General features: G+C 44.6%; 17 protein-coding genes and 5 pseudogenes. 12 read left to right on the top strand and 10 right to left on the bottom strand.

The window, feature by feature from the left end; all coding sequences use genetic code 11:
- Positions 1–372: 372 nt before the first annotated feature.
- Together AAW31_RS10350 and AAW31_RS20690 are read right to left on the bottom strand one after the other, a co-directional pair.
- Entirely contained in the window at positions 373–1,263 is an 891-nt protein-coding gene (locus AAW31_RS10350; RefSeq protein ID WP_046850186.1) for a hypothetical protein, read from the bottom strand.
- A 59-nt stretch (positions 1,264–1,322) separates the two neighbouring features.
- Positions 1,323–1,655: pseudogene (locus AAW31_RS20690) on the bottom strand (IS1595 family transposase); the annotation flags it as partial.
- Between the two features lie 109 nt (positions 1,656–1,764).
- Here AAW31_RS20690 and AAW31_RS10355 point away from each other — a divergent pair.
- The 4 genes from AAW31_RS10355 to AAW31_RS10370 are packed head-to-tail and all read left to right on the top strand — an operon-like array spanning position 1,765 to position 5,240.
- Positions 1,765–2,376 (top strand): paraquat-inducible protein A, encoded by a 612-nt coding sequence (locus AAW31_RS10355; RefSeq protein ID WP_046850187.1) that lies wholly within the window; start codon positions 1,765–1,767, stop codon positions 2,374–2,376.
- A complete protein-coding gene (locus tag AAW31_RS10360; RefSeq protein ID WP_235264353.1) occupies positions 2,373–3,008 on the top strand; it encodes a paraquat-inducible protein A in 636 nt (211 codons plus the stop codon). Before AAW31_RS10355 ends, AAW31_RS10360 begins: the two co-directional genes overlap by 4 nt.
- Entirely contained in the window at positions 3,001–4,629 is a 1,629-nt protein-coding gene (locus tag AAW31_RS10365) for a PqiB family protein (protein WP_046850188.1), read from the top strand. The genes AAW31_RS10360 and AAW31_RS10365 overlap by 8 nt, the downstream gene beginning before the upstream one ends.
- The gene (locus tag AAW31_RS10370) at positions 4,629–5,240 is read left to right on the top strand and encodes a PqiC family protein (protein WP_052752189.1); all 612 of its coding nucleotides are present in this window, start codon (positions 4,629–4,631) and stop codon (positions 5,238–5,240) included. The genes AAW31_RS10365 and AAW31_RS10370 overlap by 1 nt, the downstream gene beginning before the upstream one ends.
- Before the next feature lie 3 nt (positions 5,241–5,243).
- Here the strand turns inward: AAW31_RS10370 and AAW31_RS10375 are convergent, their stop codons facing one another.
- Positions 5,244–5,999, bottom strand: coding sequence for an IS5 family transposase (locus AAW31_RS10375; RefSeq protein ID WP_082110416.1), 756 nt, complete (start codon positions 5,997–5,999; stop codon positions 5,244–5,246).
- Positions 6,000–6,234: 235 nt separating this feature from the next.
- On the opposite strand from AAW31_RS10375, the gene AAW31_RS10380 reads away from it, so the two are divergent.
- The gene (locus tag AAW31_RS10380; protein WP_052752190.1) at positions 6,235–6,771 is read left to right on the top strand and encodes a DUF4231 domain-containing protein; all 537 of its coding nucleotides are present in this window, start codon (positions 6,235–6,237) and stop codon (positions 6,769–6,771) included.
- A gap of 258 nt (positions 6,772–7,029) precedes the next feature.
- Here AAW31_RS10380 and AAW31_RS10385 read toward each other — a convergent pair whose 3' ends face one another.
- The gene (locus AAW31_RS10385; RefSeq protein ID WP_046850189.1) at positions 7,030–7,920 is read right to left on the bottom strand and encodes a transposase; all 891 of its coding nucleotides are present in this window, start codon (positions 7,918–7,920) and stop codon (positions 7,030–7,032) included.
- A gap of 93 nt (positions 7,921–8,013) precedes the next feature.
- Positions 8,014–9,187: pseudogene (locus tag AAW31_RS10390) on the bottom strand (IS3 family transposase).
- A gap of 204 nt (positions 9,188–9,391) precedes the next feature.
- Here AAW31_RS10390 and AAW31_RS10400 point away from each other — a divergent pair.
- The 4 genes and pseudogenes from AAW31_RS10400 (at position 9,392) to AAW31_RS19900 (ending at position 13,255) form a co-directional block, all read left to right on the top strand.
- Positions 9,392–9,682, top strand: coding sequence for a hypothetical protein (locus tag AAW31_RS10400; protein ID WP_046850191.1), 291 nt, complete (start codon positions 9,392–9,394; stop codon positions 9,680–9,682).
- A gap of 361 nt (positions 9,683–10,043) precedes the next feature.
- Positions 10,044–11,271 (top strand): annotated as a pseudogene (locus tag AAW31_RS10405) (ISL3 family transposase).
- Between the two features lie 459 nt (positions 11,272–11,730).
- Complete coding sequence (locus AAW31_RS10410; protein WP_046850192.1) at positions 11,731–12,621, top strand: transposase; 891 nt, start codon at positions 11,731–11,733, stop codon at positions 12,619–12,621.
- Positions 12,622–13,123: 502 nt separating this feature from the next.
- Positions 13,124–13,255, top strand: coding sequence for a helix-turn-helix domain-containing protein (locus AAW31_RS19900; protein WP_082110417.1), 132 nt, complete (start codon positions 13,124–13,126; stop codon positions 13,253–13,255).
- A 20-nt stretch (positions 13,256–13,275) separates the two neighbouring features.
- On the opposite strand, the gene AAW31_RS10415 is transcribed toward AAW31_RS19900, so the two are convergent.
- Positions 13,276–14,235 (bottom strand): ISAzo13 family transposase, encoded by a 960-nt coding sequence (locus tag AAW31_RS10415; RefSeq protein ID WP_052751990.1) that lies wholly within the window; start codon positions 14,233–14,235, stop codon positions 13,276–13,278.
- Between the two features lie 7 nt (positions 14,236–14,242).
- Positions 14,243–14,449 (bottom strand): hypothetical protein, encoded by a 207-nt coding sequence (locus AAW31_RS22085; protein ID WP_046851391.1) that lies wholly within the window; start codon positions 14,447–14,449, stop codon positions 14,243–14,245.
- Between the two features lie 127 nt (positions 14,450–14,576).
- On the opposite strand from AAW31_RS22085, the pseudogene AAW31_RS10425 reads away from it, so the two are divergent.
- Positions 14,577–15,479 (top strand): annotated as a pseudogene (locus AAW31_RS10425) (IS630 family transposase); the annotation flags it as partial.
- A 386-nt stretch (positions 15,480–15,865) separates the two neighbouring features.
- Here the strand turns inward: AAW31_RS10425 and AAW31_RS10430 are convergent.
- A complete protein-coding gene (locus tag AAW31_RS10430; RefSeq protein ID WP_046850193.1) occupies positions 15,866–16,165 on the bottom strand; it encodes a hypothetical protein in 300 nt (99 codons plus the stop codon).
- A gap of 470 nt (positions 16,166–16,635) precedes the next feature.
- On the opposite strand from AAW31_RS10430, the gene AAW31_RS20695 reads away from it, so the two are divergent.
- Together AAW31_RS20695 and AAW31_RS10435 are read left to right on the top strand one after the other, a co-directional pair.
- Positions 16,636–16,815: a hypothetical protein gene (locus AAW31_RS20695; RefSeq protein ID WP_144412922.1), complete on the top strand. Its 180-nt coding sequence runs from the start codon at positions 16,636–16,638 to the stop codon at positions 16,813–16,815.
- A gap of 408 nt (positions 16,816–17,223) precedes the next feature.
- Complete coding sequence (locus AAW31_RS10435; RefSeq protein WP_052752192.1) at positions 17,224–17,619, top strand: hypothetical protein; 396 nt, start codon at positions 17,224–17,226, stop codon at positions 17,617–17,619.
- Between the two features lie 297 nt (positions 17,620–17,916).
- Here AAW31_RS10435 and AAW31_RS23620 read toward each other — a convergent pair.
- Both AAW31_RS23620 and AAW31_RS10440 read right to left on the bottom strand, forming a co-directional pair.
- Positions 17,917–18,186: pseudogene (locus AAW31_RS23620) on the bottom strand (ISAzo13-like element transposase-related protein).
- On the bottom strand, positions 18,135–18,989 hold the full coding sequence (locus AAW31_RS10440; protein WP_052752193.1) for an ISAzo13 family transposase: 855 nt from the start codon (positions 18,987–18,989) through the stop codon (positions 18,135–18,137). Before AAW31_RS10440 ends, AAW31_RS23620 begins: the two are co-directional and overlap by 52 nt.
- Positions 18,990–19,346 lie beyond the last annotated feature (357 nt).

The following is a 19,346-nucleotide window of genomic DNA, read 5'->3' on the forward strand; positions in this document are numbered from 1 at the left end:
GTCTTTGACGTTGCACTTCTTTCACCGGCGCTACCTTAATAACGCAGGTAGTCAAGCTGATGGATGGATGAGTTTTTTGCTATCGCTTAAGATTCATGCCGCCGCGGTACTGAGGGCATGGAGAGGAAGTTAAGAAAGTATTGTTCCTCCTTCAAACAGAGAATTAATTGTAATCAGATTAGTACTCCAGTGCCAAGGTAGTCAAATTGGAAGCGGAAAGAGGAGAAGTCGTCTTATACTTTTATAGCTAATAATGTCATGATCTCCATAACTATATATCCATCCATATAGTATGCTATAAAGTTAGCAAACATGAAAAACGTATTTATATTATTGCTGTTAATGCCAGAATTATAGAAGATAAAATGTGAATTAAGAGCTGACTCGTAAAAAATTCCAGAAAAACAGAGCCGCAGCCAGCTTTCCGAATACATGTACCATAAGCCCGTTATAAGAACGCACTTTGCTGGCACATTCAATGCCTGTTTTTTCTTCAATCCAGGCAAATAAGGCTTCAATCGGTTGCCACACGCGAGAAACTGCTGTCGATAACCATTGATCCTGTGGTTCCAGATGGTGCTGCCCTTTTTGTTTTTTAACCGGTGTCAAGACGGTCAGATTCTGAGCTCGCCTGATGCATTCAGCGTCAGGCCGTTGATAAGCTTTATCCCCATACAGCTCATTGTTGTACAATTGTGGTCGAATCTGATCAAATATTTTGCCATCATGGTCGCTGGCGCCAGTCACACCAATATACTCAGGAATCGGCAGTGAGCCTGGTTGGCGGCGCCCTATGATATGGACCCGCACACCATGATAGTACAACTTCTTGGTAGAGCAGTAGCCTGAATCCGCCAACTGTTTCGCTACACACGCGTTAAACCGACGACCTTGCCTCGCAAGGATGACCGGAAATGAATCAGTCAACCAAACCTGCCCGGCATTCTTGGTTTCCTGTTCTTGCTGAATCAGTGCTAATAAGGGTGCAAACACATCGGCTACCCGATTCAGACGCTGAACATAAGCCACATAACTTGGAAGTCGTGGAAACCAATCGCGTAAGTAGCGATCCGCATACTCATAAATACCTTTGATCTCTCTATGCTTGTCCATTACACCGAACAGGAAGAGGGTAATGACTTCTTCGTCGCTGAAGCTTAAATCCGCGTGATTACTCATTCTCTGACTATAAATCCAAAGATTTTGCTGATAATGCTTGCAAACATAGAGATAAATGGTTATTAATCGGTTTTGCCAGTTCATTGATTACTTTGATTGATTGAGGTTGGGTGATGTCTTCCTCAATAGTTTAACGTTATTGATGGACTGGCTTCTATTTCAGCTCTTAATTCGCATTCAAATACGCCAAACACGGATTGCTTTGTTGTTCCTCGACCTCGCTTGCGCTTGCCATGATAACTGCGTTGTCGTTTTGCTCCAAATTAGCTTTCATCAATCTCAACTCTACCTACTAATTTGTCTTTTAAAGCGGTCTAATAACAATATATTATTTGTCTAAATAACCCATATCAGCGGTTTATCGTGTTACGATTTTTCCTAGTAGCAGAGCAGCTTTGGCTTACAGGAATATCAATGCAAAAGCATTTAATTATTTTTTCGATGTAATAGTTGCGTAATTTAATGTTTCTTAACATCTTACTAAACTAACAGATCATTTCTGCTAGTCTAGAGCCTTCAATAATACAAGCTACATGTGCGTACTTGTTTTACGTACTAAGTCAGCAAATCTAGGAGGAAATATGGATGGCTGGTTCCGTTTCGTTAATGGCCTGTCATGAATGCGATTTACTGTTGCGCGTGGATCATTCGTTTGCAAAGGGAGTAGTGAAATGTCCTCGCTGCGCTGCTGTTCTGCTTAAGCATAAACGACACAGCCTAGATTTAACCCTGGCATATACGATTACCGGTTTGATTTTGTTCGTGATTTCCAATTCCTTTCCGATTATTGACTTCCAATTTGAAAGGCAGAGCACAGAAACTATCTTGCTTTCAGGAGTCTGGGAGCTGCTCGATCAGGACATGTACTTGCTTGCAGGTCTCGTATTTGTTACCACCATCCTTGCACCTTTCACCCAGCTTGCCACTTTGCTCTATGTATTTTTACCATTAAAGTTCAACCGTATTGCGCCATATACATCTGAGGTATTTCGCTTTGCATCAGCGCTTAGGTCCTGGAGCATGATGGAAGTCTTCATGCTTGGTATTCTGGTTTCCACGGTCAAGTTGGCTTCCATGGGAACGATTGTTCCTGGCATTGCCCTGTGGTCCTTTGGTATTCTAATCTTTGTACTAGCGGCGGCCACATCCAGCCTCGACCCGGATCTGGTATGGGAAAAGCTGGGAGTTAGCCAGTGAACGATCAAACTAACACTTGGATTACTGCAGCTGCAGTCGGTCTAATAAATTGCCACAGCTGCGGCCTGCTGCATAAAGCGACCCCGGTGCATAGTTATTGCCACCGTTGCGGTGCATCTTTGCATTTACGCAAACCCGATAGTCTGTCACGGACCTGGGCTTATTTGCTTGCCGCCTATATTTTGTACATCCCGGCCAATGTATTGCCAATTATGACAACTACCAGTCTGGGGTCGGTCCAGTCGAATACGATTTTAAGCGGCGTTAATTATCTTCTGGTCTCAGGTTCGTGGTTAGTCGCCTTGATCATATTTATAGCCAGCATTTTTGTACCTGTACTGAAATTGATGATTCTCAGTTACCTGGCGATTTCTGTTCAAGTGCGTTCTTCATGGCACCCTCGGGAACGAGCACGACTCTATCGTCTGGCGGAAATCATGGGGCGATGGTCCATGGTCGATATCTATGTGGTGACATTGATGGTGGCTTTGGTCAAAATTCAAGGATTGGCTGATATCGATGCAGACATCGGCACTGCTGCCTTTGGGGCGGTTGTAGTCTTGACGATGCTGGCGGCCATGTCATTCGATCCCAGGCTGGTCTGGGATAACGCAGAGAGAAATAATGAATGAGCAAAGCTTAAATGAAAAACAAGCCAGCGACCTGCCAGTAGCGCGAGTGGAAGCCCGTAGTGGAATATCCATAGTCTGGCTGATTCCACTGGTAGCATTGCTTGTCGGTGCATGGCTGGCTTATAAAGCGTGGTCTGAAACTGGCCCCACCATTACGATAAGCTTCAAAACTGCAGAAGGATTGGAAGCGGGTAAAACTAAAATCAAATACAAAAACGTCGAGATTGGCCAGATTCGGTCAATCGAACTGAGCGATGATCTGTCGCATGTTATTGTCACCGCTGAATTGGTTAGGAATGCCAAGCATTATCTGACAAAAAGTACGCGTTTTTGGGTGGTTCGCGCACGCATTGCGGCAGATGAGGTTTCCGGACTGAGTACGCTTTTATCTGGCGCTTATATCGGCATAGATCCCGGAAAAGAAGGTAATAGTGTGAGGCATTTCGTCGGGCTGGAAACCCCGCCAGTGTTAACAGATGACACACCTGGAAGTCATTTTTTTCTTCGTGCTGACAATTTAAGTTCTTTGGATGTCGGGTCGCCGGTATATTACCGTATGATCAAAGTGGGTCAGGTGATCGGCTATCGCTTCGCTGAGGATGGCCAGTCGGTCGAGATTGATGTATTCATCCATTCACCCCATGACAAACAGGTCAATTCCAATACTCGTTTTTGGAATGCGAGCGGCCTGGAAATATCTTTAGATGCGAATGGTATAAAGGTAAGTGCTGAATCATTGGTCACTGTCATGATGGGCGGCATCGCTTTTGAGACTCCAAGAAAGCTGAGTCAGGTAGAGACCGTTACCAAGGACCGTGAATTTGTTCTGTTCAAAAACCGTGAAGCTACTATTCTGGAAAATCCTACACTTAAGATTGAATATGTATTGCATTTTTCCGGTTCGGTGCGTGGTTTAAGTTTGGGTGCGCCGGTAGAGTTCAGGGGAATCCCGGTCGGCGAAGTGATTGATATCGACATGGAATTCAATGCGGAATCCAACGAGATCATGATTCCAGTGACAATAGAATTTATACCTGAAAGCATAATATTCAAAGGCGTTCCCAACCAAAAAGAGTTTATCCGCAGCCATCACAAAACAGTTATGAATGCCTTCGTCAAACGAGGAATGCGCGCCCAGTTAAAAACTGGAAATTATATGACAGGTCAGTTGTTTATCGATCTGGATTTTATCCCTGATACACCTATCGCAAGCATTAATTGGGAAAAGACACCTCCCGTGTTTCCCACTACGCCAACACCCTTTGAGGAAATCAGCACCACGCTTACTAGCTTGATCAAAAAACTGAAGAATCTTCCATTGGATAAAATTGGAAGTCAGTTTCAGGACACAGTTATCAAATTGACGTCGACCATGCAGAAGACAGAGCAATTAGTTCACGCTCTGAATACTTCTGTTACGCCGTCGATCATTGCGACATTAGATCAGACTCAGAAGATGCTTTCCACTGTGGAGCAAACAATTCAAAGCGACTCGTCCACGCAACGTGACCTGCAAGATGTGTTCGATGAATTGTCAAAAGCCGCACGATCCATCCGTATCATGGCCGATTATCTGGAACGACATCCTGAGGCACTCATTCACGGCAAACGAGAAAATTAATGATACCTCCATCCCTTGTATTCCATTGTCTGGTCATCTTGGTGGCGTTATTGGTGACTGGATGTGCAAGTACGCCTACTTATACGTTTTATACGTTAAGTGCTATGCAGGCCGTAGATGAAAAACTTCCAACAGTTTACCGCAGCAATAATGCCACTATTTCAGTGAATCTCGTTTCGTTTCCATCCTACTTAGATCGCCCGCAAATCGTTACTCGACCTACGGCACATACGTTAGTAATCCATGAATTTCAGCGCTGGGGTGGATCGCTGGAAGACGATTTTATGCGGGTACTTGGCGAAAACTTATCAATCTTATTGAATACTCAACATATTTTTTTGCCACGGCAAAATGCGTCGTTTACTATCGATTACCGCGTTGCTATCGATGTTAAACGATTTGATGGAAATCTGGGCGAGCAAATCGTCCTTGATGTCGACTGGATGATTATCACCCAAGAAAATAAAGAGCGCGCAGTGATCAGAAAATCAGTGATACGTGAAGCTGTTGACTCGAGCGATTATGAGCCTCTGGTATCGGCTAAAAGTAAGGCTGTAGAAAAATTAAGCCATGAAATTGCTGATCTAATCTGGAAAATCCAGAATAATTAATCCCTATGCTCTGGTAGGTAGCCACAGATATCCACATGCTATAGCTACCATACTCTCGTAATTTCGCTTCAGTTTGTCGTATCGTGTTGCTATTGCCCGATACTGCTTTAGCCGGGCAAAAGCATTCTCCACCAAATGCCGGTATTGATATAAACCCCAATCCATATCTGCATTACCCTTCAACGAGTTGCGCTTTCCCGGTATCACAGCCCGAGCTCCCTTCTTCGTTATCTGTTCCCGTAACCATTCGCTGTCATAGCCCTTGTCCGCACTCATTGCTTTTGCGTCAGGCAACCTGGCAATCAAATCAGGTGCGGCAGAACAGTCATTGACTTCTCCACCGGTGATTTCAAACTCAACTGGCAAACCATAACCATCGACCGCTAAATGGATCCTGATGGTATTGCCTGCACGGCTTTTGCCGATAGCCTGCGATTCTTGACTCGCTGCTCCCGCACTATGTTGATGCGCTTTAACATAACTGCCATCCATAAATCTCCATTCCCAATCGGGATCAACAGCCAATGCTTTGAAAATATTGAGCCATTTCCTGCTCAATGACCATGCATTGAATCTTTTATAGATGGAATTCCAGCAGCCGAACACCCTGGGCAGGTCGCGCCACGGACAGCCAACCCGCATTCGATACAGTATGCCTTCTACCATCATGCGCAGATTGCGCTTGTTATCAATCGATTCTTGAAGCAGAATCTTCTCCAGCTTCGACCAGCACTCATCATTGAGCATCATTCGGGGCATCGCAAACTCGTTTTGTTGGTGGTATGGGAGCTCCAATATTACGAGTTTGTTTCTATCAATGAAATACTTATCTTAAAACGTCAACAGACCCTAGCCAGATTCAATAACCCAGCAGCTGACGCTCTAAATGTGAGCAATCAGTCGCTATAATTTGGAAGTGCCGTTTACAGAATCAGGCGTGGATAATTGCCCAGAACAATAAATATGATGTCCAAACAAGAATAGGAGTTTAATGATGCCTGTCGAACCAGCCAATTCAACCGTTAAGCCTGAATGGATGACACTTATTGAGAGCCGCAAGCAGCGGGCCGACTACTTCTTTCAAACCGTGCTGGAAAACCAACGCGAATGGTATTCCAAAAAGGCCGGGATACACAAGAAGCGGCATCTGTTTTTTGCCATGTCGGTTATAGTGATGGGTGCGCTTATTTCCTTCTTGCAAGTGATGGATACTGAGATTTGGATCCGCTACCTCACTGCCGCGTTGGGTGCCGTGGTTTCGGTTCTCCGCGCCACCGATATGCTGCTGCGCCCTGGCGAAACCTGGCAAGGTTACCGCAAAGCATCCGAAAACATGAAGCGAGAATGCCGACTTTATCTCAATAATGCAGATGTTTATGCGGATGCTGGAAATGAAGATGCAGCCTACCACTTGCTGGTGGAGAGGGTGGAAGTTATTATTGCTGAGGAACAGCAATTGTACTGGCAATTTCACGCCAAGAGCACCGTACCAACGCAGGAATCGAAATCTAAAAATGAGGGAGCCAAGTAAATTCTAGGTCGATTACAGATAAAGTTTAAGCAAGAAATCCAGTGAAAATGCCTCTTTTACATTATAGCAAAATCAAGCATAATCGATTATTTGGCTTTTTATAACGGTCGCCGATCACACTCGGCATTAGGCTACAAAGCCCCGATCAAATTCGAACGGGAATTTTTTAACAACGCTGCCTAAATAGGTGTCCGGCTTTTGTTGACCATTACATTATGACGTGGTCAAGTAAAATCGGACACCTCAGTTAAATGTGAATTAAGAGCTGACTCGTAAAAAATTCCAGAAAAACAGAGCCGCAGCCAGCTTTCCGAATACATGTACCATAAGCCCGTTATAAGAACGCACTTTGCTGGCACATTCAATGCCTGTTTTTTCTTCAATCCAGGCAAATAAGGCTTCAATCGGTTGCCGCACGCGAGAAACTGCTGTCGATAACCATTGATCCTGTGGTTCCAGATGGTGCTGCCCTTTTTGTTTTTTAACCGGTGTCAGGACAGTCAGATTCTGGGCTTGCCTGACCTCTTCGGCGTCTGGCCGTTGATAAGCTTTATCCCCATACAGTTCGTTGTTGTGCAATTGTGGCCGAATCTGATCAAATATCTTGCCATCATGGTCGCTAGCGCCGGTTACACCAATGTACTCAGGGATCGGCAATGAGCCTGGTTGGCTGCGCCCAATAATATGGACCCGCACGCCATAATAGTATAACTTCTTTGTGGAGCAGTAGCCTGAATCAGCCAACTGTTTCGCTACACACGCGTTAAACCGACGACCTTGCCTCGCAAGGATGACCGGAAATGAATCAGTCAACCAAACCTGCCCGGCATTCCTGGTTGCCTGTTCTTGCTGAATCAGTGCTAATAAGGGTGCAAACACATCGGCTACCCGATTCAGACGCTGAACATAAGCCACATAACCTGGAAGTCGTGGAAACCAATCGCGTAAGTGGCGATCCGCATACTCATAAATACCTTTGATCTCTCTATGCTTGTCCATTACACCGAACAGGAAGAGGGTAATGACTTCTTCGTCGCTAAAACTTAAATCCGCGTGGTTGCTCATTCTTTGACTATAAATCCAAAGATTTTGCTGATAATGCTTGCAAACATAGAGATAAATGGTTATTAATCGGTTTTGCCAGTTCATTGATTACTTTGATTGATTGAGGTTGGGTGATGTCTTCCTCAATAGTTTAACGTTATTGATGGACTGGCTTCTATTTCAGCTCTTAATTCGCATTTAAGCTGCTTTTATCGATTCTGCTGCTTCTGCTTCATATTGATTCGGACTTTTGTAATCCAGGTATGAATGCAGTCTTTGGTTGTTATAAAACACGGCGATATACTGCAAAATATCCTGCTGTGCTGCATGGCGGGTTTGGTAATGCCGCCATTGGCAGCGTTCCTGCTTGAGGCTGCCAAAGAAACTTTCCGCAACCGCATTATCCCAACAATTTCCCAGACGACTCATGCTGCCAATAAAACCGTATGCTTTCAGTAGATTGCGGTATGCTTTACTAGCATACTGCGACCCACGATCCGAATGCACGATCAGGCCAGGCGGTGGCCGGCGTAGCCAGATCGCCATTCGTAATGCATCACAAACCAGTGTTGCTTTCATCCGTGAGCTCATACTCCAGCCCACCACCTTTCGGGAGAACAAATCGATAACAATCGCCAGATACAGCCAGCCTTCCTGAGTCCAAATGCAGGTAATGTCGCAAACATAGACTTGATCCGGTCTGGCAACCGTAAATTGCCGATTCAATTGGTTCTCAAACACTGGCAACGGGTGATTGCTGTCCGTCGTCACCTTGTATTTCTTCCGGTGTTTCACTTGTATCCCGGCTTCTTGCATTAGTCTTCTCGCCTTCCAGCGACCAACCCGATAGCCCAAGGCACTTAGCGCTCGCTTCATCCTGCGACTGCCATAGGTATAATCGCATGATTTTGCAATATTCTGCACAGCATTAAGTAGTTGCCTGTGGTGTAGATCATCCGGGCAATTGCAGCAGCGTTGTTCATAGTCATGAGTCAAGCACTGCGACTGACACCCAATAGCCGGCACATGAGGCCGACCGGGTAGGTCTTTTTCTTTTGGGTGATGAACGAATACTTCACTTCGTTTCTTTCGCGAAAAAGACCGCCGCCTCCTTTAGTATTTGCCGCTCAAGCTTTAATTGCTTGTTTTCTAGTTTAAGCCGCCGGATTTCTTCCTGCTCCGGTGTCAGTTTCCCATTACCGCGGAATGCCTGACCATTAGTATCCGCCTGGCTTTCCCTGATCCATCGCCCAAGCATGTTAGCCCTGATTTCCAGGTTTCTGGCAGCTTCTGCTATCGTTAATCCCTGATCCAGTACCAAGCTGATTGCATCCAGCTTGAATTCCTTTGTATAGTGTTTCCTAGGTTCCATTTCATCCTCCAATTAAGACTATTTTCTCTTAACTGGAGTGTCCGGGTCTATTAGACCATATCAATTGAGTATCAAAAACCTTTAAGATATATTGATACTGTAAAATTATCCAGCATGATTTTATTCTGCGCTGTGGTGGAATAGGCATTTTGGGTTATTTCGAGGACCAAATCTCAACTAGTTCCTAAAATAAGGAGGAATGTGATGAAAAAGTCAGTGATAGTACTGTCGATTCTCGCGTTATTTCTCGTTGGCTGCGCAACTTCATTTACAGGTAGCTCAAAAATTAGTGGTGGCCCCGAACAATGTGTAGAAATATGTTCAAAATGGAAGATGGAACTTGTTGGGATGGTTGCACTAGGTGAATATACTGATGGTTGTATTTGTAAAGTTAAAGAAGCCAAAATATCAACGAGCGATATAGGAAAAGCTGTAATTCTCTCGTCTGCAAGTGGAGCAGGTATTGTTGGGGTTTGGCAAAAAGCAAATGACTAGATTCTTGTTGACATTTTAGCGAAGCCAAATTAATGCTGAGGCAAACTGTATAAACTGTATAAACTGTATTAGCTAAAACTTGATCTGACAGCTTTAATAACGTGATCTAGAGATAATAAAATCAGCGAAAGGAATCTGAATTGCTTATGATAATGAATTTCGGAAAAGAGTCTCATCATTATTCGTAAGGAGAAACCCTCGCTTAATATCAGACTTCCCCAAGCTCCTTCAGCCGTAGTGTAATGATTCTTATGTAGAACTCACGCTACTATACACAGCATCGCCGTGTACCGACAAAGCCGTAGCGCGGCGAATTATCTTGGCTCTATATGAATTTTAGTGGGTATGGCATTATTGAATAATGAATAATGGAACCTTGTTTAGTCTGGCTTTAGGCCTTCAGTCTCCTTGGGAAGTTAAAGAAATAAAGTTTGTTCATGCTGAATCAAAGCGAAAAGAGTTACACCTACAGATTGGTTTTGCAGTAGGGGCACGATTTGCAGATGAGGCAGGAAATCTTTGTGGTGTTTATGACACAGTGGAGCTGACATGGCAGCACCTTAACTTCTTTGAGCATACTTCTTATCTGCACTGTGCCGTTCCCCGCATCAAGACATCGGCAGGTAAGGTAATTAATGTAGCGGTACCGTGGGCATGCGCCAACAGTGGTTTTACCTTGCTGTTTGAAGCCCTGGTTTTGGCCATGATTGAACGAGAAATGCCGGTTGATCGTGTTGCTGAGCTAATGCAAGTCAATCCACAATGCATCTGGACGATATTCAACCATTGGGTAGGCAAAGCGCTGATGCAGACGATTCTGCTGCTGTTAGCCAGCTGGGTGTCGATAAACTTCCACGCGCAAAGGGCACAACTATGTCACGGTGGGAGTTGATATGGAAAGTGAACGTGTGATTTATGTGAATGAAGGAAAAGGCAAACAAGCCGTTCAAGCTATTGGCGAGCATTTGCAAGCAAAAGGGGCACAGGCAGAGCAAATTCAGCAGGTCAGCATGGATTTATCGCCTGCTTTCATTGCCGGCGTCAAAGATGCTTTCCCCTGTGCACAGATTACCTTCGATCGTTTCCATATCGTCAAACTGCTCAATCAAGCAATGGATGCAGTGCGCAAAGCTGAACGCAAGGAACACGATGCGCTTAAAGGCCACCAATACACTCTTCTAAAAAACCGCGAATCACTCTCAGAAACACAACAGCAACAATTAACTGACATACTTCGCCTCTACCCTACCTTGGGAGAGGCCTACCGCCTCAAAATACTGTTCAATGATCGATGGAGCATGCCGGATAAGACCAGTGCCCACGCTTTTCTCACGCAGTGGTGCAATGAGGTTAAGCAAGCCGGCATTCCAGCTTTCCAGGCTTTTGCTAATACGGTCACTTCTCACTGGAACGGGATTATTCACTTTGTTGAATCCCGTCTGACCAACGGCATTCTTGAGGGCATCAATAACAAGATTCAGCTTGCCAAACGGCGCGCCAGAGGCTATCGGAATATTAACAACTTCATCAATATGATTTATTTCTTATGTGGAAAACTTCGGTTTACTTACCCACGGTATTTCACATAGAACCGAAAATAATAACTCTCTGTTGAAAAATATACGTTAAGTTGAACATACAGTCAAACTTATAGGAGGAAAGACTGAAAAGAATAAATAGGTTATGAGCAATTATGCTAATACGGAAAAAAGCAGCATTTGCTTTGAACTCTCCAGAAAGTATATTCTTTACCCAAACCGATCTTCAGCCTCTTAATGCTGTTTTGTGATTTATTGTCTTGCTATTTTAATTATATATAAATATAGGAACTTTGGAGCAGGACGTGAAGAATCATTTTTCATCCGCGTATCAGTACGAGCGTATCAGACGGGCTTGGAGTTACAACCTAGTGCATCAATCATGCTTTAAGGCGTCTGGTGTTATTTATAGCTTAAATGCGAATTAAGAGCTGAAATAGAAGCCAGTTCATCGATAACGTTAAACTATTGAGGAAGATATCACCCAACCTCAATAAATCAAGATAACGAATGAACTGGCAAGACCGATTAATAGCGATTTATCTCTATGTTTGCAAGCATTATCAGCAAAACCTTTGGATTTATAGTCAAAGAATGAGCAACCACGCGGATTTAAGCTTTAGCGACGAAGAAGTCATTACTCTCTTCCTGTTCGGTGTAATGGACAAGCATAGAGAGATCAAAGGTATTTATGAGTATGCGGATCGCCACTTACGCGATTGGTTTCCACGACTTCCAGGTTATGTGGCTTATGTACAACGCCTGAATCGGGTAGCCGATGTGTTTGCCCCCTTATTAGCACTGATTCAGCAAGAACAGGCAACCAGGAATGCCGGGCAGGTTTGGTTGACTGATTCATTTCCGGTCATCCTTGCGAGGCAAGGTCATCGGTTTAACGCATGTGTAGCGAAACAGTTGGCTGATTCAGGCTACTGCTCCACAAAGAAGTTATACTATTATGGCGTGCGGGTCCATATTATTGGGCGCAGCCAACCAGGCTCATTGCCGATCCCTGAGTACATTGGTGTAACCGGCGCTAGCGACCATGATGGCAAGATATTTGATCAGATTCGGCCACAATTGCACAACAACGAACTGTATGGGGATAAAGCTTATCAACGGCCAGACGCCGAAGAGGTCAGGCAAGCCCAGAATCTGACTGTCCTGACACCGGTTAAAAAACAAACAGGGCAACACCATCTGGAACCACAGGATCAATGGTTGCCTACAGCGGTTTCTCGCGTGCGGCAACCGATTGAAGCCTTATTTGCCTGGATTGAAGAAAGAACAGGTATTGAATGTGCCAGCAAAGTTCGTTCTTATAAGGGGTTAATGGTGCATGTATTCGGAAAGCTGGCTGCGGCTCTATTTTTCTGGAATTTTTTACGAGTTAGCTCTTAATTCGCATTTAACCAATTAACAATAAATTTTAATATATAACCGACATTCCGTACCCCATTCGCAATTATCTGAATTTTCTTGAGATATTTTTTCATACCCATTTTTTCGGAAAAATTAATGAAGAATTATCAGTGAGTTATGAAAAGGGTGCAGAATATCGGATATAAGATTTAAAGCACATATTGAAAGTTTGGCTTTGTTTTTTACGCAGCGCTTCATTTTGATAGCGTTTTAGTAACTAAACGGTAATTTATACTTTATGCCCGGTACTACCTCGACACAGAGGGAAGAGAAGAGGGTTCAAACTAGTGCTTAGTTTCATTAAAACATATACATATTTAACAGTATGAGCCATAATCCTCCTGTTCGATAATAACGGGAGAGCAAACATGGCAAGAAAAAGTGGGCGAGGAAAACTGGCACTATCGGTAGAAGAGCGTGAGCGATTGAGACAGCTATCAGGTTCGCGCAGGCACCCAAGCGAGAAGTAGAACGGGCACAAATGCTATTACGCTACGCGGATGGAGCAGATATTGCGGGGATTGCCAGGGAAATAAAGGTTACACGTGCCACAGTTTACAAATGCATCGATAAGGCCTTGGCTGCGGGGGTGGAAACAGGACTAAGGATTTAGCTAAAAATAACTTCCCGAAATCAGATTGTTTGTGGGACTGCCCGGTAGTTCCAGCGAGGAAGATAGTCATCAAAGATGATCCTCATATTTTCAAGAAAATTCTCTGCACACTTTTTTCCTGTAACGTAAACCCCGGTCAATATATCCACGGTTACTTTTAAACCCTTGCAGGTTTTAGTCTTCTCCATAAATTGTTTGGCAATGGCGACCGAATGAAACACCACACCCTGGCAGGCACGCGTAATGTGCGAAAACAACCGGTGTTCAATAGGGTTGTACTTTGAGCAGTAAGGCGGATAGTGGGCAACACGAATTTCCAGTCCCAGCCGTTTGGCAAGCACCTGCAAAGCTTCCTTGAACACATGTCGATTGGCGGCGTTACTGCCGCCACCATCACAGAGAAGCAACAACCGCCGGGCCTTGGGATAGTGCTGGCAACCCTGCTGTTTCCACCAATGCGCAATACTGTCGCAACAAAATTCACTGGTATCGTGGCTGGTATTTAGGTTCATATGCCCTTCGTTTCGCGCCAGATCATAGATGCCATGCGGAATCAATTTGCCTTCACCGGCACTGGGAAAATCATGATCCAAAGCATCTACAGGCGTCTGTGTATAGGTGTAACCTTCTCGACTGAAATTGCCAATCAATTCCTTCTTTTTGGAATCAATACTGATCACAGGCTCTTCCTTGGCCATATACGCTGCCTTAAGTCTGGCAATGTTTTGAAACTGGGCATCCCGATCAGGATGGGCTCCCAGCGTTTTTTTCTTACGCGTTTTACGCTGTCCTAAACCATGTTTCTTTAATAATTTACGTACCGTGTACCGACTTGCTGATGTGCCCATTTCAGCCAGGCGGCGACTAATTTCGCAACGTGATAGATTGGTCCATAAGACACCTTCGCGCATCGGATCGCCGGCGGTAAATTCCGCAAGTAGCCTGAGGAAATTTTCTTCCAGGGTAGGCTTGTGAACCATTGCATTTTTACGTCCCGCACCTTTTTTTTCTGATCCGGCTCGGCGCAGGATCCTCACTCACTTCCAGTTCTACCAGACCACGTCGCACCGTCTTGGGATCCATATCAAATAACCCAGACACATACTCAATACCGCCGTGCCCTAGCTTGGCCGCTTCAATCCCCGCATACCGCCGCCGATCCTTTTCTGATAGCAGCAGAAACAACCGCTGCATCTTCAGTTCAATGCTTTTATCGTAAACAGCCACAATTTGTCATTCACCAATTATAAATTGGCTTTATTATCCATAATCCTGCATGAACATTCTAATCCAATTTCTGGAAGTTATTTTTGACGACATACTAAAAGACAAATACCATCGGCCCAAGGAAGCTCATATTACACCGGAGGCGGCTGGCTGGGTAGTGAATTTGGCCTGTACTAAACCAAAAGATCACGCATTGGCTGCAGAGTTGTGGACACTTTCTGCTTTGGCGCAGTTTGTGCGGTCAGGTGCTGTAGCAGCTGGGCACCCGTGCTTGCAGCGAGCTGCAAAGGCGACAGTATGGCGTATCCTCAATGCTCACGATATCAAACCGCATCGTATTCGCTATTATCTGGAAAAACGCGATGCTGGATTTGAGCAGAAGATGCATGAGGTATTGGTGGTCTATCGAGAAATTGCCATGGCGCAGGATGCTGAAAATGAGATGCCAGATCAACGGCCGATATACACGGTTAGCGTAGATGAAAAACTCGGTGTTCAAGCGCTGACCAATACTGCACGGGACTTGCCTCCCATTGCTGGCGAGCAATCATGTGTGGCTCGCGATCATGAGTACGTTCGAAAGGGTACGGTGTCGATCATTGCCGGAATCGATTTGCACAATGGACACATCATCGCGCAGGTGCACGATCGTCACCGCAGTCGGGAATTCATTGGCTTCTTGAAAGAGCTGGATGCGTACTATCCCCAGGGATCGGTCATTCGGTTGATTCTCGACCATCATTCTGCCCACATCTCGCAAGAAACCATGGCTTACCTAGCTGAGCATCCGGAGCGTTTCAGTTACGTTCACACACCTAAGCATGGCTCGTGGCTAAATCTGATTGAGTCGGTATGCTCGAAAATGGCAAGAACCTTTTTGCGTCCTATCCGAGTCGCTTTAAGGGATGAGCTAAAGGACAGAATTATGAAAGGCATTGCAGAGATGAATGCTGCACCAGTAATCTATCGGTGGCGCAACTTCGATTTTGCCGCATAATGTATCTATTTTTGTGAAACGATATACTAGCCCCTCAGGCGCGCATATTTGGGCGCTGCGGGGCAGTCGCGGGGGGCGGGCATGGGGTAGTTATCCCGTGCTCTCCTGACGGCGCCTGGACGGGTAATAGCGTGGCGTTCATCCCGCTTAAGCCAAACTCGACTACGCTTTAGCTTTCATTCGCACTAACCGGGACCACTGATCGTGTATACAGTAGCCCAGAGGATTTCTTTGGTGACAGTATAGGCTTTCTGTTAATTGTTTCACTCGGCAAGCTGCGCATCCATTTCGAGCGCAGGTTCGATGTCTACTTTGCGCTGATCTCTTTAGCTGCAGCCGTCATCTTCTCACGTTTCGTAGATGACTTGTGTTAGCGGCTCTAAGTGTTAACTGCTAACCCACGTTGCTTGGGTGACGGGGTCATCAACAGAAAAAGTAATGCCGACTAAGCGTATATCATGATCAAGCATACCTAAGTATGAACCAACACTTCCATCATCCCAGCTGATCTTAAAGTCAGCAAAGGATCCAAAACTGGTTCCGGTCACTATTCCATTCAATAGTCCAACATCTTCATCTTCATTAATGACAGTTCCAGTAAGCTCGTCACCCTCTAATGTAGATTGAATGAATAATGTATCCTCATTACTCTGAAAAATTTGCCAGTTAGTGAAATCGGTTGACATGGCTTTTACTCCTATAATGTGCTAGCTCAGGTCAAATCGTACAGTTACTGATATGATTGAGCACCTGTGTCAGATTAGACTTGGTCCAGGTTTTTACTATTCAGAATCACTCTCACACAAAACAGAGCTATGGAAGCTTTCTCTTTGCATATCTTGCGCTCATGAGCTCTTTCGCATAATGGATGCTAAGGAATGGCAAATAGGCGGTCAATAATGCATTTGTATACTTTTTATTCCTTCAGCTTCTTTTATGGTCTAATTCCATTTCCAGATCAAAAATTAATTATTATATATAGCAAGTTATTGAAATTACATCAATAAATAATTTAATAAATATCCTTTAGATTTAAAAATGGAATAACAAGTTAGAATGGTTCTGAATGTACTGGATTTGAAGAACATATCCACGGTCAGGTTTTGTTATTTACGGGGAACCTTGTTTTTAGTAATTCAGCGGTAATTTATACTCTGTGGTCGGTACGATCTCGGTACCGGTGAGAGAGTTGGGTACAAACTGGCCCCCAGGCGCGCATAATTGGCCGCTGTGGGGCAGAGCAGTCGCGGGGCGGGCATGGGGAATACATGGGGAATACCCAGCCGGCGTGCGCATCCGGCGGCCCGTGGAGGTGCTTTCGATATGCGCTTGCTAAGCTTTTTCAAAGCCACGTATTTCTGTCCATTATCTACTTAAACTTTTGCACCCCATATTGATGTTTTAAGTTTAAGTATCCTACAATTTTACTGTATCTCATAGAGAAACAATAAATTTCCTTTTTTAGCACTTATTTTTTGTGCTTTAAGTCGATATTATGCAAACATACAAAACTAATAATGGTTTGGTAAGAGGGTTAATGTATTAAAAACCATAATCTTATTATGAGTAATGAGCGCAGTTATAGATGTTGGGGATGAGAGAGAAATATCCTGAGTAAAAGATAGATTATATAAGATGTATCCCGTAAAGAGCGTATTCTCAGCATAGCTATTTTCAAAGTAAGACATGATCAAAATGTTTTAGCAAATGAAGGAGCAAAGTTAAGTTGTTTTATAGAGATGCTATGATGAGAACGAATATTTTCTGGATAGGTATATTGGCGCTTGGTTTTTTGTCTGGGTGTGCCCAAATGAGTCCATTAGCGAGCAATCACAGCAATGAAATTCGTAATGTTGAATTGGGTTCCATTGACCCTAATGATCACAGGACTGTTGCTAAACATTACGAAGATGTGGTCAAAGAGATGAAAGCAAAGCTGGAAGTACAGCAAGAGTTGCTTCAGAAATATGAGGGACATACTTACTATTACGGACGAAAAGGGCAAGACCTTGAGGCCCATACTTTAGCTAATATCAGATATTTAGAACATTCTATCAAAGAGAATATGAATGAAGCTGCTATTCATCATAGAATGGCACAGGATCAACAAAAACGAGATCTCAGTTTATTAACCGAATAGTTCGTATATCCTCAATTCAATTAGCCAATATTTAGAATAAAAACATCTAAATTCCAGAAAACAAGGAATCCTGAAAAAGCCGCGATATCAATTACAGATACGCGGCTTTTCTTTTATATATCTGCTTTTATTTTGTACGTTAGCACTATGTTTGGTTGGTGCTGCCGGTATTAATCTTAAAAGCCTAGAAAAAATAACTTGAACACATCATGCTATATTCACGGATACTCGCGGCTTAATTTTGTAATTCCATTCACTGTGAAAACCCTCTCTTTCAATAGCCAGTTCGGCAAGCTCCTAGTCCGACACCTTGATGCCTGCCTGATAAGTGTTTTCATCAAGTTCAGCCTGAATCCGCAAGCTCCCCGCTTTAGTCGTGTTGCCGATCAGGTTCACCACGATTTTCCGGCTAAGCAGTGGACGTCCACGCTAATTCTGGGTGATGTGACAAAACATGCGATGCTCAATCTTGTTCCATTTGCTGGTTCCAGGTGGAAAATGGCAAACCTGAATGGTCATCCCCAGTTCATCTGCCAGTTTCTGCAACTGTACACGCCACAAGCGCATCCGGTAGCCACTGCTGCTTCCACAGTCGGCTGTAAATCAGCAGGCGTTTGGTCTTGGGATAAAGCGGTTGCCCCATCTCCGGCACCACGGCGGATGCTTTCGACGGCAAATTCAGCGGTGTCGTGATCAATGCCGACACTCACCCAACCCTGGTTGGCGGTCAGGTCGTAGACCCCGTACGGCGCCACCTTGCCCAAGTCAGGGTCGATGAAATCGTAAACGCGAACCTCTTCAGGCTTTCCTTTGGCCGCCATTCCTGACCACTGTTCGTGCAATCGCCGATCAAGTTCTTTTGCCTTGGTATCCACCGAAATCACCGGATCGCCAGCAGCCTGACACTGCGCGACTTGACTGGCAATATGCTGAAATTGGTCCTCGCGGTCAGGATGATTACCGTCCTCTCGCGTCTTGCGTGTCGATTGCAGGCCGTAACCCATTTGCGCCAGCAGGTCACACACCGTCCGCTGACTGACCGCATGACCTTGCGCCTGCAACTCTTTTGCCAGTCTTGGGGTGCTCTTGCACGTCCAGCGCAACGCTACCATTGGGTCTGCGCGAGAAGTCGGATCGACCAAGGCATCCAAATCCCGCAATAACGTCGGATCTTTACGGGTAAGTTTCTTTTGTCCGCCTCCCTGGGTGCGTACCCGTTGATTGGGCGCAGCCAGGGTAGTCAGGGTGGTATGATCCAATTCCGCAAGGCCCGCGTAAATCGTTGTGCGGGAAATTCCCACTGCTTTGGCCACAGTACTCACGCCACCGTCACCCAGATCACGAGCCTCGATGTCAGCCCACAACCGCATAAATGTTCAAGTTATTTTTTCTAGGCCCTTATTGATGCGAAAGGTTGCAACTATTACTAAATTGTTACTTGTCCACAATTTTTGTGGATAACTTTGTGGGTAATCTGTAAATACTGTTGCTAAGATGGTTATTTGTAACAATATTTACTGGATCGATTAAATTTTATACAGATAATAATCTCATTTATAATCAAAATATTATCCTTATATTGTTTAGCTCTATAGTTTTGATTTAAGCAGGATATTTTATAAAAAGCAATGTGGATTATTTTGAGGATGTCAAGAAAATCCTCAATTCTATTGCATGCATTCTAGGCCACCATACTCTACGTCTATTTGTCGGCCAGGCGCTGTAGG

Source organism: Nitrosomonas communis (assembly GCF_001007935.1).
GTDB classification, from domain to species: Bacteria; Pseudomonadota; Gammaproteobacteria; order Burkholderiales; family Nitrosomonadaceae; genus Nitrosomonas; species Nitrosomonas communis.